Source organism: Rhodococcus sp. APC 3903 (assembly GCF_030407755.1).
In the GTDB taxonomy this organism is placed as follows: domain Bacteria; phylum Actinomycetota; class Actinomycetes; order Mycobacteriales; family Mycobacteriaceae; genus Rhodococcus_F; species Rhodococcus_F erythropolis.
In genome coordinates this window covers 94552-109335 of sequence record NZ_JASDCV010000010.1, presented here as the reverse complement: position 1 = coordinate 109335, position 14784 = coordinate 94552, and the positions used below count along the sequence as shown (strand labels likewise).

The window sequence follows — 14784 nt, the reverse complement described above, 5'->3', positions numbered from 1 at the left end:
CCGTTGTCTCGAGACACCGACAAACCGGGACGAGACCCGAGAGGTCTCGTCCCGGTCGACCTAGCTGGCCGGAGTCGTTGAGTTTGCCCCGAGAAGTTCAGCGTCGTCGACGACGGAGTTCCTCTTCGGAATGGTGAAAGTTGCGCTCACACACAGGATTGCGATGACGAAGCACGCCAGTGTGTACCACAGGTTCCCGATGGGATCTCCAGCGCTGGTGGAACCGTCGACTGCGTCGAAGAAGTCCGGAAGCGCACTCGCCCACAGTACGGCCATGACAACCAGGTACACCACGCTGTAAATCTGGACGAACCTGTTGGTGTGTGCAGGAGCGTTCGATTCTGCCGTGCGCAGGTTTCTCCACTGGCGGACGAGAACCACGATCGCGACCACTGTGAGGACGGCGAGTTCCGCCGCATAGAGGAACCCGCGAACGGTGTCACTGCCCATCCCGAAGACCGTCGCCGGGAGCGGGAGAATGAACGTACCCAGCGAGGCCAGCAGGCCGATCACGATGGTGCGCCAAACCAACTGAAGCCCGGAGAAGTGCTTGCCGGCATCGACGTGCCGTCCGACGAAGTACTGGACGCAGAATGCCAACGACATCGGCCACAGAGCGGCGAAGACGACCACGCTGGGGAGTGGAACCGCGTCGAACATGGGTTGGTTGATCGGGTTCGACGTCGACCACTCCCACCACCGCAACTGGGGTCCGAGGTGATCGAAGATTTCGTAGAACGCATGGTGGACGAAGCCGACGCAGACTGCACCCAGCAGGGGACCGTATTTGCGGAAAACGCCGAGCATTCTGACTATTTCGAAGGCCAACGTCGCCATGAGCGGGTAGATGGCAATGATGTACAGCGGCAGTCGACCCCACATGAAGTCGATGGTGAACACGTTGTGCGCGAACATCGTGTCCACTTGTTCTTCGATGCCGAACGCTGCCGGGAAGTACAGCGGAGGCTCGATGATGAACAGGTAGGCGGTGGCGCCGAACCAAAGGACCAGGTTGGTGGGGTCGCCGTTGCGGCGCAGTCGTACGATCGCCAAGACCAGTGCGAGTACCGAGCCGACGATGATCGTCCATTCGAGTACGGGCAGGGTCCAGTTCTCGAGGGCCGCCGGGTTACGGAACTCGACGAGTCCACCTGCTTCCTGACAGGAGAAACCGAGTTCTGTTGCCAGTTGGGCAAACGTGGGGGAGCAGTGCTCTGCCATCAGTTGGCCCCTGACGTGATCGACTCTTGTGCCTGAGATTCGGCGGTGTACCAGCGTGTGCAGTCGTAGCCGTCGTCGTAACGCTTGAACCACTGGTCGGCCAGTGCGGGGAGCTTCTCGTGGTCCGGGTTGTGATTGGGCATCTGGCTGCGGAAGACTCCGCCGAGCGCGACGAGTTGTTCGCCGAGTTGTAGGTGATCGAAGGCGCGGGGCATGGTGCCCTTGGTCAGGTAGGGCGCAAACGACGTCAGAATCTTCTGCTTGGTGCGGTGCATGGCGAACATCGACAGTGAGTCGACTTGCCGTTCGGAGAGTGGAACGTGCTGGTTGAACCCTGCACAGGCGATGCGAATCACCTTCATGACGTGCGCGAAGATCGACGGCGCCATTCGCATCCGGTAAAGCTCGCTTCCGACAACGGAATTGAAGATGATCAGTGCCGAGCTGCGATGCTCGACCTCCTCGACGAAGTGCCAGATGAACAGTGATGCGACGCGGTCGTCTCCCGGACGGAACAAGGTCGCCTCGTTGTCGAGCATCAGTTTGAACACCGGTGTGAAGGTCGCCTCCAGATCTGCGGTGTACGCGAGCCGGTAGTTCAACGAGGTCGCCTCGGTGAGTAGATCGAATTCACCGATCACGGCGTCGAGTGTGTTCTGCAGTCCGGGGTATCGCCTGATCAGAGCTTTCACATGTTGGCGGTGGGCGGTCGAGTGGTGGCCTTCTTGACGCATGAATGCCACGGCTTCCTCGGCGACCTCCGGATCGCTGATCCGCGACTTGGTTTGCATGATCATCTTCACGATCATCTTTTCGAAACCGATGGCCAGGAACGAGACCGCGTTGGACATGCTCGACCAGGCCGGATTCTCCGGGTTCCACAGGAAGGGAACGTCATGATCCTCGAATCCGAAATCCATCTTTCGGGGCTGAAGGTTGGTCACTTGTCGAACCTCGTCTTTCGGAGGGGCTGGTCAGGTGGCCGCTCTGGCATTCGAAGCCACGTGTGGCGGTAATCATACATATTGGTGTGCAGTTGTATGTTCACTTTTCGATGACGAACGTGAATTCGAGGGACGCAGATGCAAAACCTGCCTGTGTTAGCCTGTGGCTCTTGGACTTCGAGCGCAAAGACATGGTTCGAGCCTCGTTCGAGCGAGGAAGTGGGCAGTGGCACGAAGGCGTGGGTGGGGCGGCAATCCACCGGACAACGACGAAGATGCGTCTCGTCGAATTGTCGAGGCCGCGGTCGAGCTGATCGGACGGACGAGTTCGGAAATCAGCATCGGCGACGTCGCGGAGTCACTGGGCGTGATCCGGCAGACCGTGTATCGATACTTCCCCAGCGCGGACGCTCTGATGCGGGCAGCGGCGATCGCGTCGGTCGACGGCTACCTCGATCGACTCACCACACACGTGAGCGGCATCGAAGATCCCGTCGAGGCGATGACCGAGGGTGTTCTCTACACACTGACTCAGGTCCACCGAACACCGCATCTCGGCATCCTTCTCACAAGCACGAATACGAGTCTGCACCCGGAGGGTCTGACCTCGCAGGAGGCGCAAGCCTTCGGAATGGCGATGATCAACCGCTTCGACGTGGACTGGGTGCATTACGGCTACGACGACGCGTCACTTCAGGAACTGGTCGAATACGTCCTGCGGACGATGCAGTCGTTTTTCCTCGCGCCTGGCGACCCACCGCGGAGCGATGAGGAACTGCGGCGATACCTACGGCGCTGGATGGGTTCTGCGATCATCGCCCAGGCAAATTCTGTCAGCGATGACCCGATCAGCGCAGGACTATCGTCAAAGCAACGGCACTGACGCACGCGGCGATGACGACGGTCAGTGCGAACAGGTCGGCGAGATGAGGGCGCTTGGGGTACGCCGCAATCAGTCCAGTGCCCCCGCGAGCGGAGATTGCTTCGCCCATTTCGGCAGACCGCCGAATTGCCACGGACATGGTTGTGGTGATCAGGTCGACTATCGAATTGTCGGCCGCGCTGTTCACCACAGCTTTCGGGCGCAGTCGTCGCGCCGCTACCAGGGTGAGCATCTCGTCGATCAACAGCGGAAGTGAACGAATGCAGAGGGCGGTCGCGATGGCCCACTCGTCGACCGGGATCTTGAATATTCGCAGCGGTCTACCGAGCGTTGCCAGTGCCGGCGCCACGTCGCTCATCGACGTGGTCCACGCCAACATCAGTGAGACGCAGAGCAATACAAGACCGAACGTCACAGCTTGCAGGTAGATGAACACCGCGTCGATGCCGATCGGAAGGTTGATCAACGCGCCGAGCAGGATCAGCGCCCACAACCACCACGGAGGTCGGGGAACTGCAGTCGGGGGGATTCGTCCGATCACCGCGGTCAGCAACAACAATCCGAGTACGACGCCGATCGCAGGCCAGGACGGCGCGGCCACGACCACGATGCTGACGAGAACGACGGCAACGATCTTCGTTCCGGCCCACAATCGGTGGATCGGCGATGAAGTCGGGACTTCGCGCAGAAGTGTTGTCACGTCGTCGATCCTTCCAAGGCACTGCTGGCGGCAGGGTCGAGGATGCGACCCTGCGACAGTCGAATTGTTCTGCTGCAGACGGCATCCATGCCGTCGACATCGTGGGAGATGACGACTATTGCGGTTCCGTTCCGACGAATCCACCTGAGTACGTTCAGGATTTCGTGTCGGCCGGGTGGATCGAGACCGGCCAATGGTTCGTCGAGGATGAGTACGCGGGGTTGGCGGACGAGGAGACCGGCCAGTACGACGCGTCGCATCTGTCCGCCGCTCAACTCGTCGATACTGCGGCCGGCGATGTGACGGTCGAGTCCGACGGCGTCGAGCGCCCAGGAGACTTGCACCGATCCGATCTCCGGACCGCCGGCGGCCTCGATGTCTTCGGCGACGGTTCGGCGTTGCAGCTGCAGCCTCGAGTGTTGGAACGTCAGACCGACACTGCCGAGCTGACGCGAGACGGGTTTGCCGTCGAAGACCGCGGTTCCCCGGCTCGGTGCGATCAATCCCGCCATGATCCAGGCCAGGGTCGATTTACCGGAACCGTTGCCGCCCAGGACCAGTAGCCCGTCCCCGTCGCCGATGGTCAGGTTCACGTCTGACAGTGCGCGCCGCGACCACGGAGTCCGGTCGTTGTAGGTGTGGGTGACATCGGTGAGTTGGAGGACCGTTCGAGTGCCGGCCGGCCACGGCGCAGACGGCGGACCCGCGAACGTCGACGTCATCCAACCGGGTTGGTGATCGATCTGCCGTCCGCGTTGTAGCTGAATCACCCGATCTGCGTTGCGGGTGTCGGCGTGGTGATGGGTGACCAGTACCACGGCCATCGGATGGCGCCGGGGCAGTTCGGCGAGGAGCGAGACCAATTCCTCCCGGCCGGCCTGATCGACCATCGCGGTGGCTTCGTCCGCGATCAGCAGAGCGGGGCGCCGCGCCAGCGCGGCAGCAACCGCCAGACGTTGCATCTCGCCGCCGGACAGCCCTGAGGTCTCGCGCATGCCCATGCCGGCGAGTCCCACCTCGGCCAGCAGTGCATCGACGTCGGGATGCGACTCGGGCGGAAGCCCCCAGATGACGTCATCGGCGACGCGGGTTCCGAGGATCTGGCTCTCGGGACGTTGGAGGACGACGGCGGTTCCGCCGTGTCGACCGAGACCGGCGGACCCGGGCCTCGTCAGGGTCCCGACGGTCGGTGCGCGACCGGCGAGCAACCGGGTGAGTGTGGACTTGCCCGAGCCGTTGTGGCCGACGACGGTGACGAACTCTCCTCGTCGGACCGTGAAGTTGACGTCGACGAGCGCCGGCGTCGATGCACCCGGATAGGTGAAGCCCACGTGATCGAAAGTGACCGGTAGCGGATCGATCGGACGGTCGTCGGGTGCTGTCTGGAGCGGGTCGGCCGAGGGGAGTGCAGCCAATCGATCGAGGACGGCGCCGAGGACAAAATAGGAGACGACGGTGCTGAGGACGATTCCGGAGATGATCGACACGCCGATCCACAACCACCAGTAGTCGATGATCGAGCCGATGCTGTTCTCGATCCATTCGGCTGCGCCGACCAGCGTGGGGGCACGCTTCAAGATTGCGGCCACGCCAAGCGCGGTGTTCTCCAGCGAGGTCAACAACAAGGTGCGCAGGGGCGCGAGAACAAGCAACAGGACTATGGAGAACAACGCCAGCGCGGGTCCGATGACAAGCGACGACAGCAACGCGGAGACGAAGCCGAGACCGCGCCGCTTGACCGTACCGATGATTCCGCCGAGGAGAGCGCTCAGCGCGACCGCCGCCGCAGATCCCGAACCCGCTGCGACGAAAGCGACCGCAGTAGCCGAGACGCCGGCCGTCATCACGGCGCGGACTCGAAAGCGCTGGGCAACAATTCCCATCGGAACGGCGGCCACGAGGTTGAGGGCGCTGGCCATGGGGATGACCGTGGCAATGACGGACAACGCGACCGTGAATCCGGCCATGACGGCACCCGTTGCCAACTCGAGTGGTCGAAGGTTGCCGGTTTCGCGGACTTGCGGACGGTTGCTCACTACGTCCAGTGTGCCAGTGGTGACATAACTCCTGCCCGACTGATGGTGAGCGCATCGGCACGATTGCGTAGGCTTCACCTCAAACAATGCATCGGACGGAGCGTGGAAGACGTGAGTGCAGCACCCATCAGGGTCGGGGTTCTGGGAGCCAAGGGCAAGGTCGGTCGAGCGATCTGCGAGGCAGTGGAAGCTGCTCCCGATCTGGAACTTGTCGCTCAGGTCGATACCGGTGATCGCATCGAGACGTTCGTCGACACCCGCACTCAGGTAGTCGTCGATTTCACGCACCCCGACGTCGTCATGGGAAATCTGGAATTCCTCGTGGCCAACGGAATTCACGCCGTGATCGGCACCACCGGTTTCGACGAGTCCAGGCTTGCAACTGTGCAGTCCTGGCTCGACGAGCAGCCTGCAACGGGTGTTCTGATCGCCCCGAACTTCGCCATCGGTGCCGTGTTGTTGATGCGCTTCTCGGCTGCCGCGGCGCGCTTCTTCGATTCCGTCGAGGTCATCGAACTTCACCACCCCAACAAGGCAGATGCTCCCTCGGGCACCGCATACCGAACGGCCGCCATGATCGCCGAGGCTCGCGCGGAAGCAGGCGTCGGACGCAGCCCTGACGCCACCACGACCGAGCTCGAGGGTGCGCGCGGCGCCGACGTCGACGGCGTCCGGGTTCACTCCGTGCGGATGGCCGGACTGGTCGCGCATCAGGAAGTGATTCTCGGAACTCAGGGCGAGACGCTGACCATTCGCCACGACTCGATCGACCGGAATTCGTTCGCGCCGGGCGTTCTGCTCGGTGTCCGCCAGATCGGGTCACGTCCGGGCCTGACGGTCGGTATCGATTCCTTCCTCGATCTATGAACAAGACCACCCGCACCCTCGCGCTGATCGTTGCGATCTGTATCGCGCTCGCGGTGTACTTCGTATTGCTCGGCCAGCGCGGAATCCAGCTCATCCAAGACGGAGGCGGCGCCGCGATCGGTCTCGGGATCGGCGTGCTGATCCTGCCGTTCCTGGGGCTGTGGCTCGTCATCGCCACTCTTCGTGCCGGCTTCACACATCAACGCCTCGCACAGCAGATTCACGACGAGGGCCTCGCTGTCGATGCGTCTTCACTTCCGAAATTGCCTTCGGGCCGGATCGAGCGGGCGGCTGCCGACGAGTTGTTCGCTCAGATCAAGGTCGACTGGGAAGCAGACCCGGACAACTGGAAGCAGAACTTCCGACTCGCTCGCGCCTACGACTATGCCGGTGACCGAAGCCGGGCACGGGAAACCATGCGCCGCGCAGTGGAACTGGAACGTCGGTCGCGAGGTAAGTAGTTTCTCCCTGCTGTGAACAGGGGTCTGCTGGGATGCTACCGCTCCGGAACTGTTGCGGGAGAAGACGGATCCGGAGTGGTGGGGTCGAATGGCGGCGGGTTGTTCGGGTCGAAGCTAGTCATCGGCACCGAACACGTCGCGCCCACTTCGGGATACGTGTTCGGGTTGACTCGTAGCGCCGAGACGAATTGATCGATGCGAGCGTCCTCAGCGTTGTCGAGTTTGAGTTGACGGCCCCAGGACTGCAGCGAGATCGGCGAATCCAGGGTCGGATACGGCGACATCAAGGTGTAGCTCATGCCTTCGACTCGCTGTGCCAAGCGCGCCTGATCCTCACTCGAGACCAGGTCGGGGTTGTACGTGATCCACACTGCCCCGTGCTCGAGGGAATGGACCGCATTCTCGGTTCGAATGGCTTGCGGGTAGACAACTCCGGTGCAGTTTGCCCAGACCGAATCATGGCGACCACCGAAGGGCGGTGAATGTGTGTACGCCACACGTTCGTTCGGCCGTACGTGTTGAGCTGCCGGGTAGTCGACCGTGACAACTCCGTCGATGGATTCGGACGGATCCGGATTGTCTACGCTCGGAACAAACGCATCCGGTCGAGGTGTTCCTTCGAGAGAATTCGCGCACGAAGCCAGCGCGAGAACTGTCGAGATCGCCACTGTTGCTCGAAGTTGTTTGTTCACTCGGCCATGATAGCGGCGCCTGTCCGCTTTCCCGAGACGTGAATCGACTACGACCCGAGAGAGCTTGTGGTTCCGCCCGAGAGCGCGATGTCACTGGCGCCTCGAACAATTCGGAGCGGAGGCAGCGGCCCTTGGTATGCCTCGGAGCCACTGATCAGATCACCGGCCGCGTCGAACGCGATCGCTTCACCTTGTGGCTCGTCGGGAAGGGGCACACGAATCGGCTTGGTGGTCAGGGCTTTCGCGATATCACCGTCGGGAGCTGTGTAGAGGTAGACATCGGTGTAGGTGCGCAGCGCTACCACCGTGCCGTCTTTGCTCACGGCGCCTCCGGTGACAGCCATCGTTCCGGCGTGGGGGACCGGCCCACCGGAAGTGAGGGTGGGAGAAAATCTGAGCTGACCTACCTTGGCCAACATGGTCGGCGACGCCGTCCTCAGATCCTGAACCTGCTGTCGCTCAGCGGTTGTGTAGACCACGCTTGCGCCCAGGTAATCCTTGGTGACGATGACGGGAAGCCCGTTGCTCTGGATCAGCAGTGTCTCGGCATCGTGCGCCCCGTCCGGATAAACCAGGGGGTAGGAGGTCGCGGCACCTGAAGTCGGATCGAGTTCGATCAGCCCGATCGACGTTCGTACCGCGTTGTTGTCGCCGATGTCTGCCAGCCACAGGTGGCCGTCGGGAGTCGACGAGAGATCCTCGACATCGACACGAGGGGTGCCCACGTTGATCCAGCGCTGAACGTGGCAGTTCGAATCGAGTTCGGCGACTCGATCATCGGAGCCGCTGTCGCCGATTGCGTATATCCCGGCCGAGGTGAGGGTGAGTCCGGACAGCTCGGAAAGGCCTGCATCGGTGGGTGTGCACAGTACGTCGAAGACGCGCGGGGCCTGTTGCGCCGCCGCCGGAACAGTGTGAACGCCGACGACTGCGGCGGCGAGAAGAACCGATCCGGCAGCCGCAGCGACTGAATGGGCGAGCGGGCGATTCCACACTACGATGCAGTCCTCCGGGCCGAAGAATCGGGACTTAGTACCCAGAGAATACTGGACGTCCGTCTCACTTTGTCCGAATTCCAAGAAATCGCGCTTGCCGAGACGTCGTGATGCGTCAGTGATTCGCTGAGTGAATGTTGGTGCAGGAGGGGATACTCGACTCACCGGAGATCGGCGGCAACGAGCAGGAAGTGACGAAGCGATGGCGAAGCGTGATTCCGAAAAGCAAGGCGCAGATTCCCCGTCTCAGTTGATCGACCAGCGAATCGAGGAACTCGGAGACTGGCGGGGCGAGATGCTCTCCCGGATACGAACTCTGATCAAAGAGGTGGATCCGGATGTGGTGGAGGAATGGAAGTGGCGAGGAGTTCCCGTGTGGTACCACGCCGGAATGATCTGTACCGGTGAGACTTACAAGAGTGCAGTGAAGGTGACTTTTGCCAAAGGCGCATCACTCGACGACGCCTCAGGTCTCTTCAACTCCAGCCTCGAGGGCAATACGAGACGGGCGATCGATTTTCACGAAGGTGAAGCCGTCGACGAAAAGGCGTTCAAGGCACTCGTTCACGCCGCGATCGCCTTGAACACCTCGAAATAGTGACTCCCTGTCAGAGCTGATGTTCAGCGAGGTCGAACGCGCTGAGTAGCGTGCGGAATTTTGTACTGGTCTCTCGCAGCTCGGTTTCAGGATCGGAAGAAGCGACGATGCCGCCGCCGGCGTACGCCCGCGCGGACAGACCGTCTGCGGCGATCTCGGCGCAACGAATGGCTACCATCCACTCACCGTCTCCGGTGCGGTCGCACCAGCCCACGGCACCGGCATAGAATCCGCGATCGCCCTCGGTTGCGGTGATGTGCTCGCGTGCAGCGTCCGTTGGTGTTCCGCAGACAGCGGGAGTCGGGTGCAGCGCCATTGCCAGTTCGAGCGAGGTCAGGCTCGGATCGGTCAGGACTCCTTCGATCTTGGTCCCGAGGTGCCATAGTTGCGGTGTCCGAAGGAGTTCCGGTGCGCTGGGTGCAGTGAATGATGTGCACAGTGGTCCGAGTATCGCGCTGATGGAGTCGACGACAAACGCGTGTTCGGCGAGATCTTTGGTCGACGCGCGGAGTTGCTCGGCATTCGCCTCGTCCTGATCCGAATTCGGGTGCCGTGCAATCGAGCCCGCCAACGGGTGGCAGGTGACGACGTCGCCTCGCCGTTCGATCAGAACCTCGGGCGTCGAGCCGACCAGCGAACGCCCGCGGTACTTTCCTCCGGCGGGGGACAAGTCGACGCAGAAACCGTTGTGCGCGTGATCGAGTGCAATCAGTTTCTCGGCCAGAGCGGCGGGCAGGATCGTGGACTCGGCCTCGATGGTCAGGGAGCGTGCGAGGACAACTTTGTCGAGTTCGCCTGCTCGAAGACGTTCGATGGCGCCGCGGACCCTGTCGGTGTGGATCTGCGGGCTGGGTTCGAATCCGGCTACCCGCGAAGTGGGTAGCGTCGGTACGTTCGAGTGATATAGATCACCGCGGACTCGTGTGAAACTCAGTGGCGCGGTGAGGGCGGACGCCGTCTCCGGTGAGAACGGCAGGGCTCCGACGACCGAGTCGATGCGCCCCGTTTTGAGGGCTTCAGCGGCGTCGAAGGCCGAGTCGAATTCTTCGACTGCTCCCGAAGTACGGATCGACGTTTGCCTACGTGAGAGCAGGAAAACGGAGTCCGTTTCATCGTCAGTCCGGTTGTTGCGCAACGGGAATTCGGAGACTTCGGCGAGTGCTGACATGGACACCCTTCCAGTTCGACAGGATTACTTGCTATGTTGAGGCTAGCCTTAGTTCGGGTGAATTTGTGTCGTGAGCATCCGGGTTGTGTACTTCCGTACCGTTATGGTTAGGCTGGCCTAAAGTAAAGGCGTGCGGACGGGGTCGACACGAGGGGTGGGTTGGCTCGATCTGAGCGCGTCGACCACTACTCGAGGAGACCGATGAGCAACACCGTGGACCGTGACCAGATCGTGCGCGACGTCGCCGAGGTTCTGTCGATGAGGGCAGAACAACTCGGCGACGACGCGGACCTGGGTGACGAAGGACTGGACTCGGTTCGCTTGATGACGCTCGTCGAACGATGGCGAGGAGCGGGCGCGGATGCCGACTTCGCGGAGTTGGCAGAAGAACCGACGATCAATGCCTGGGTTCAGGTGCTGTGCCCGCAGTGAGCGATCGCCGAATTGCCGTAGTCACCGGTGCGGCGGCGGGGATCGGCGCCGCAGTGGCCCGGACTCTTGCGCGCGACGGGTATTCGCTGGCACTTCTCGATCGCGACGACGTCGAACTGAAGCGGGCAACTGCGGAATTGGCAGAAACAATCGTCGAAGGCGCCGATATCGAGAGTCACGTCGTGGACGTGACCGATCGGCAGGCAGTCGACGCGGCAGTGGCCTCCACGACGGACACGTTCGGCCGGATCGACGCGCTCGCGCACGTCGCCGGAATTCTCGACACCGGATCGGTGCTGGACTCCGATCCAGACCAGTGGCGGAAGATATTCGGCGTCAACGTATTCGGATTGCTCAACGTTCTGCAAAGTGTGGGACTGGAAATGCGTCGCCGGCGGGCTGGGTCGATCGTGGTGGTCTCGTCCAACGCGGCCGGTGTCCCACGTATCGGGATGGGTGCTTACGGTTCGTCCAAAGCTGCTGCCACCATGTTGGTTCGAACCGCGGGCCTGGAGTTGGCTGTCGACGGGATTCGCGTCAACGTTGTCGCTCCGGGTTCCACAGACACAGCGATGCAGCGGTCTTTGTGGTCGGACCCTTCCGACGATTCGGGTGCCGACGCTGTCATCGAAGGCAATCTGGCGGGCTATCGCCTGGGCATTCCGCTCGGAAAACTTGCCACCGCAGACGATATCGCGGACTCGGTGCACTTCCTGCTGTCCGACCGGGCGGCCCACATCACCATGCAGGCGCTGTACGTCGACGGCGGAGCGACGCTAAAAGCGTGAGATGTATTTGCTGACAGTACTTTCGAAGAGGAGTCACTTGCATGACATCGAGGATCGCTCGCGAGCCCTTGGCGCCCGTCGCACAGTATCCACCCGAATTGGTGACGCATTATCGGGAACGAGGCTACTGGACTGACGAGACGCTGGCCGGATTCATCACGGCCGCGGCCGCACGGCATCCCGACAACGAAGCGGTGGTAGGCAGCGATGCCACCGGGGCACAAACACGGCTGACGTATTGCGACCTCGATCGTCGCAGCTCGGCAGTGGCCGGAGGCCTGTCCGGGTTGGGTGTTCGCGCCGGTGACCGTGTGCTTCTGCAGCTACCGAACATCGTGGAATACGTCGAAGCATTGTTCGGTGTGTTGAAGCTCGGCGCCCTGCCGGTATTCGGGTTGCCGGCGCATCGCCGAACCGAAATCGGATACTTCTGCCAGTTCGCTGATGTCGCTGCCTATATCGTCGCCGACCGTCATGGCGGGTTCGACTACCGCGCACTGGCGCGTGATGTGAACGAAGGCCTCGAGACTCCGCCTGTTGTGATCGTGGCCGGTGACCCCGAAGAGTTTGTCGGTTTCGATTCGCTGCGCGGATACGAGGTTCCCGTTCTTGCCGACGTCGATCCGTTGTCGGTCGCCTTTCTTCAGCTTTCCGGTGGCACGACCGGTGTTCCGAAGCTGATTCCGCGAACGCACGCCGACTACCTCTACTCGGTGCGGGCATCCAACCCGATCTGCGGCGTCGACGATTCGACGCGCATGTTGGTGGTTCTCCCTGCTGCGCACAATTTTCCGATGAGTTCGCCGGGCATCCTGGGTGTCTTCCACGCGGGCGGCACCGTGGTTCTGGCGCCGGACACCATGCCGTCCACAGCTTTCGGTCTGATCGAATCAGAGCGAGTCACGCACGCGTCGCTGGTTCCACCGATCGCATTGGCCTGGATGGCCGCCCCCAGCAAGGCAGATCACGACCTGTCGAGCTTGCGGGTTCTCGGCGTCGGCGGAGCGAAGTTCAGCGCCGAAGCTGCCGCACGCGTACCCACGGAGCTGGGCTGCACCCTTCAGCAGGTGTTCGGCATGGCTGAGGGTTTGGTCAACTACACCCGCCTCGACGACACGCAAGAATTGATCGTCAGCACGCAGGGCCGGCCCATTTCACCGGACGACGAGGTTCGTGTAGTCGATGACGATGGCGCGTTCGTCGAGCCCGGAACCACGGGGCACTTACTGACTCGGGGGCCGTACACGATCCGTGGCTATTACCGGGCGGATGCGCACAATGCCGAGGTCTTCGACGCCGAAGGTTTCTATCGCACCGGCGATCTGGTCAGCGTCACCGATTCGGGACACCTGATTGTCGAGGGCCGCGCAAAGGACCAGATCAACCGCGGCGGTGAGAAGGTGGCCGCCGAGGAGATCGAGAACCACCTGCTCTCGCATCCTGCTGTCCACGATGCGGCCGTCGTCGCTGTTCCCGACGAGTACCTGGGCGAGCGAACCTGCGCCGTTCTGGTGATTTCCGGAGATGCACCGACCGTCGGCGAGATCAAGCGATACATACGAGGCCGAGGCGTTGCGGCGTACAAGGTTCCGGATCGAGTGGAGTTCGTGACCGAGTTCCCCGTCACCGGCGTCGGAAAGACCAGCAAGGCGGCCTTGCGCCGTGTTCTCAGCGAATCGATTGCCGCACAGACTCTGTCGAGTTGATCGGTTCCCACCCCCACATTTTCGAGGAGATTCATCATGGCGCTACCCACAGCAGTGCGATACGAGATGCCCACCGAGTTTCCGCAGAATCGCGTCGACTGGACTCTCGATCCTTCCCGAGCGGTGCTGCTTCTGCACGACATGCAGGAATATTTCGTGAACGCGTACGACCGAAGCGTCGACCCGCTCCAAACCGTGGTTCCGAACATCGACCGGCTTCGTTCGTCGGCGCGAGCTGCCGGAATCCCGATCGTCTACACCGCGCAACCCGGTGATCAGGATCCCGAGGAGCGTGCGTTGCTGTCGGATTTCTGGGGACCGGGTCTGAAGGCAGATCCCGCTCACACCGACGTGATCGCCGAGTTGGCTCCGCATCCGGACGACGTGATGCTCACAAAATGGCGCTACAGCGCCTTCATCAAAACGGATCTGCGTGAGCGGCTGCGCGAGAGTGGGCGTGACCAGCTGATCATCACCGGAATCTATGCCCACATCGGTTGCCTGACTACCGCTTTGGACGGGTTCATGCAAGACGTGCAGATCTTCTTCGTGGGCGACGCGGTGGCCGACTTCTCCCTGGGCGAGCATGTCGGCGCCCTCGAGTACGCGGCCGGGCGCTGCGCCTCGGTCACCCGAACCGATGACCTGGTCAAGGCGATGAGCGCGGAAACGGTTTCGGCGTAGGCGTGAACGGCGACGGGTGCGCCACCCGTCGCCGTATTGTCAGGTGCGTGAAGACTTTGTTGGTGGTTCACCACTCGCCCTCGCCGACAACCCACGAATTGTTGGATGCAGTCCTGGCCGGGGCTCGCGATCCCGAGATCGAGGGCGTCGAGGTGAAGGTGGTGCCGGCGTTGGCGGCGACGGTGCCCGACGTCCTCGCTGCTGACGGCTATCTTTTCGGTACCACCGCCAATTTCGGTTACATGTCGGGCGCGCTGAAATACTTCTTCGATACCACGTACTACCAATGCCTCGGTGCGGTGTCGGATCGGCCGTACGGCCTGTGGGTTCACGGCAACAACGACACTGCTGGTGCCGTGTCGTCGGTGCGCAAACTCGCGACAGGGCTCGGGTTGGTCGCGGTGGCGGATCCGCTCGAAGTGACTGTGAGCGTGGACAAATCTGTCCGCGATGGTTGTTATGAACTGGGCGGAACCGTCGCAGCAACGCTGATGGACTAGCCTTCCACTTTCTCGTTTCGGTTCACGAAAGAGACTGTCCCTCAAGCGGTTGTAGAAGCGCGTGTCCTCTGGTGAACGCGTCGGGAGCCGTCGGTTCTCGGGTCACCGG

At 62.0% G+C, this 14784-nt stretch carries 16 protein-coding genes; 9 read left to right on the top strand and 7 right to left on the bottom strand.

The window, feature by feature from the left end; translation table 11 throughout:
• Positions 1–60 precede the first annotated feature (60 nt).
• Positions 61–1221, bottom strand: a complete 1161-nt coding sequence (locus tag QMA15_RS16095) for a hypothetical protein (protein ID WP_290285356.1) — start codon at positions 1219–1221, stop codon at positions 61–63.
• Complete coding sequence (locus QMA15_RS16090) at positions 1221–2165, bottom strand: metal-dependent hydrolase (RefSeq protein ID WP_029255210.1); 945 nt, start codon at positions 2163–2165, stop codon at positions 1221–1223. Before QMA15_RS16090 ends, QMA15_RS16095 begins: the two co-directional genes overlap by 1 nt.
• Before the next feature lie 226 nt (positions 2166–2391).
• Between QMA15_RS16090 and QMA15_RS16085 the strand changes: the two genes are divergently transcribed.
• Positions 2392–3048 carry a TetR/AcrR family transcriptional regulator gene (locus tag QMA15_RS16085; RefSeq protein ID WP_097387437.1) on the top strand — a complete coding sequence of 219 codons (657 nt, stop codon included), beginning with the start codon at positions 2392–2394 and terminating at the stop codon, positions 3046–3048.
• Here the strand turns inward: QMA15_RS16085 and QMA15_RS16080 are convergent.
• Both QMA15_RS16080 and QMA15_RS16075 read right to left on the bottom strand, forming a co-directional pair.
• On the bottom strand, positions 3014–3748 hold the full coding sequence (locus QMA15_RS16080) for an energy-coupling factor transporter transmembrane protein EcfT (RefSeq protein ID WP_021333570.1): 735 nt from the start codon (positions 3746–3748) through the stop codon (positions 3014–3016). The genes QMA15_RS16085 and QMA15_RS16080 overlap by 35 nt on opposite strands.
• Positions 3745–5784, bottom strand: coding sequence for an ATP-binding cassette domain-containing protein (locus QMA15_RS16075; RefSeq protein WP_290285351.1), 2040 nt, complete (start codon positions 5782–5784; stop codon positions 3745–3747). Before QMA15_RS16075 ends, QMA15_RS16080 begins: the two co-directional genes overlap by 4 nt.
• Before the next feature lie 102 nt (positions 5785–5886).
• Between QMA15_RS16075 and dapB the strand changes: the two genes are divergently transcribed.
• Both dapB and QMA15_RS16065 read left to right on the top strand, forming a co-directional pair.
• The gene (gene dapB / locus QMA15_RS16070; RefSeq protein WP_019748144.1) at positions 5887–6651 is read left to right on the top strand and encodes a 4-hydroxy-tetrahydrodipicolinate reductase; all 765 of its coding nucleotides are present in this window, start codon (positions 5887–5889) and stop codon (positions 6649–6651) included.
• A complete protein-coding gene (locus tag QMA15_RS16065) occupies positions 6648–7112 on the top strand; it encodes a hypothetical protein (protein ID WP_020907483.1) in 465 nt (154 codons plus the stop codon). The genes dapB and QMA15_RS16065 overlap by 4 nt, the downstream gene beginning before the upstream one ends.
• A gap of 35 nt (positions 7113–7147) precedes the next feature.
• Here the strand turns inward: QMA15_RS16065 and QMA15_RS16060 are convergent, their stop codons facing one another.
• Both QMA15_RS16060 and QMA15_RS16055 read right to left on the bottom strand, forming a co-directional pair.
• Positions 7148–7804: a DUF3105 domain-containing protein gene (locus tag QMA15_RS16060; RefSeq protein ID WP_019748146.1), complete on the bottom strand. Its 657-nt coding sequence runs from the start codon at positions 7802–7804 to the stop codon at positions 7148–7150.
• Between the two features lie 47 nt (positions 7805–7851).
• Entirely contained in the window at positions 7852–8799 is a 948-nt protein-coding gene (locus tag QMA15_RS16055) for a hypothetical protein (RefSeq protein WP_279163930.1), read from the bottom strand.
• Positions 8800–9001: 202 nt separating this feature from the next.
• Between QMA15_RS16055 and QMA15_RS16050 the strand changes: the two genes are divergently transcribed.
• Positions 9002–9397 carry a DUF1801 domain-containing protein gene (locus QMA15_RS16050; protein WP_279163929.1) on the top strand — a complete coding sequence of 132 codons (396 nt, stop codon included), beginning with the start codon at positions 9002–9004 and terminating at the stop codon, positions 9395–9397.
• 10 nt (positions 9398–9407) lie between these two features.
• Here the strand turns inward: QMA15_RS16050 and QMA15_RS16045 are convergent, their stop codons facing one another.
• Positions 9408–10565, bottom strand: a complete 1158-nt coding sequence (locus tag QMA15_RS16045; RefSeq protein WP_279163928.1) for an isochorismate synthase — start codon at positions 10563–10565, stop codon at positions 9408–9410.
• A gap of 201 nt (positions 10566–10766) precedes the next feature.
• Between QMA15_RS16045 and QMA15_RS16040 the strand changes: the two genes are divergently transcribed.
• The 5 genes from QMA15_RS16040 to QMA15_RS16020 are packed head-to-tail and all read left to right on the top strand — an operon-like array spanning position 10767 to position 14675.
• A complete protein-coding gene (locus QMA15_RS16040; protein WP_003942230.1) occupies positions 10767–10997 on the top strand; it encodes a phosphopantetheine-binding protein in 231 nt (76 codons plus the stop codon).
• Positions 10985–11785 (top strand): 2,3-dihydro-2,3-dihydroxybenzoate dehydrogenase, encoded by an 801-nt coding sequence (locus QMA15_RS16035; RefSeq protein ID WP_279163927.1) that lies wholly within the window; start codon positions 10985–10987, stop codon positions 11783–11785. Before QMA15_RS16040 ends, QMA15_RS16035 begins: the two co-directional genes overlap by 13 nt.
• Positions 11786–11826: 41 nt before the next feature.
• On the top strand, positions 11827–13491 hold the full coding sequence (locus QMA15_RS16030) for a (2,3-dihydroxybenzoyl)adenylate synthase (RefSeq protein WP_279163926.1): 1665 nt from the start codon (positions 11827–11829) through the stop codon (positions 13489–13491).
• Positions 13492–13527: 36 nt separating this feature from the next.
• A complete protein-coding gene (locus QMA15_RS16025) occupies positions 13528–14175 on the top strand; it encodes an isochorismatase family protein (protein ID WP_019748152.1) in 648 nt (215 codons plus the stop codon).
• A gap of 47 nt (positions 14176–14222) precedes the next feature.
• Positions 14223–14675 carry a flavodoxin family protein gene (locus QMA15_RS16020; protein WP_019748153.1) on the top strand — a complete coding sequence of 151 codons (453 nt, stop codon included), beginning with the start codon at positions 14223–14225 and terminating at the stop codon, positions 14673–14675.
• Positions 14676–14784 lie beyond the last annotated feature (109 nt).

What these genes read in the sequence shown, in the direction of transcription:
- QMA15_RS16040 (WP_003942230.1), top strand. Translation starts at nt 10,767, where the DNA reads ATGAGCAACACCGTGGACCGTGACCAGATCGTGCGCGACGTCGCCGAG.
- QMA15_RS16050 (WP_279163929.1), top strand. Translation starts at nt 9,002, where the DNA reads ATGGCGAAGCGTGATTCCGAAAAGCAAGGCGCAGATTCCCCGTCTCAG.
- QMA15_RS16025 (WP_019748152.1), top strand. Translation starts at nt 13,528, where the DNA reads ATGGCGCTACCCACAGCAGTGCGATACGAGATGCCCACCGAGTTTCCG.
- QMA15_RS16045 (WP_279163928.1), bottom strand. Translation starts at nt 10,565, where the DNA reads ATGTCAGCACTCGCCGAAGTCTCCGAATTCCCGTTGCGCAACAACCGG.
- QMA15_RS16095 (WP_290285356.1), bottom strand. Translation starts at nt 1,221, where the DNA reads ATGGCAGAGCACTGCTCCCCCACGTTTGCCCAACTGGCAACAGAACTC.
- QMA15_RS16065 (WP_020907483.1), top strand. Translation starts at nt 6,648, where the DNA reads ATGAACAAGACCACCCGCACCCTCGCGCTGATCGTTGCGATCTGTATC.
- QMA15_RS16030 (WP_279163926.1), top strand. Translation starts at nt 11,827, where the DNA reads ATGACATCGAGGATCGCTCGCGAGCCCTTGGCGCCCGTCGCACAGTAT.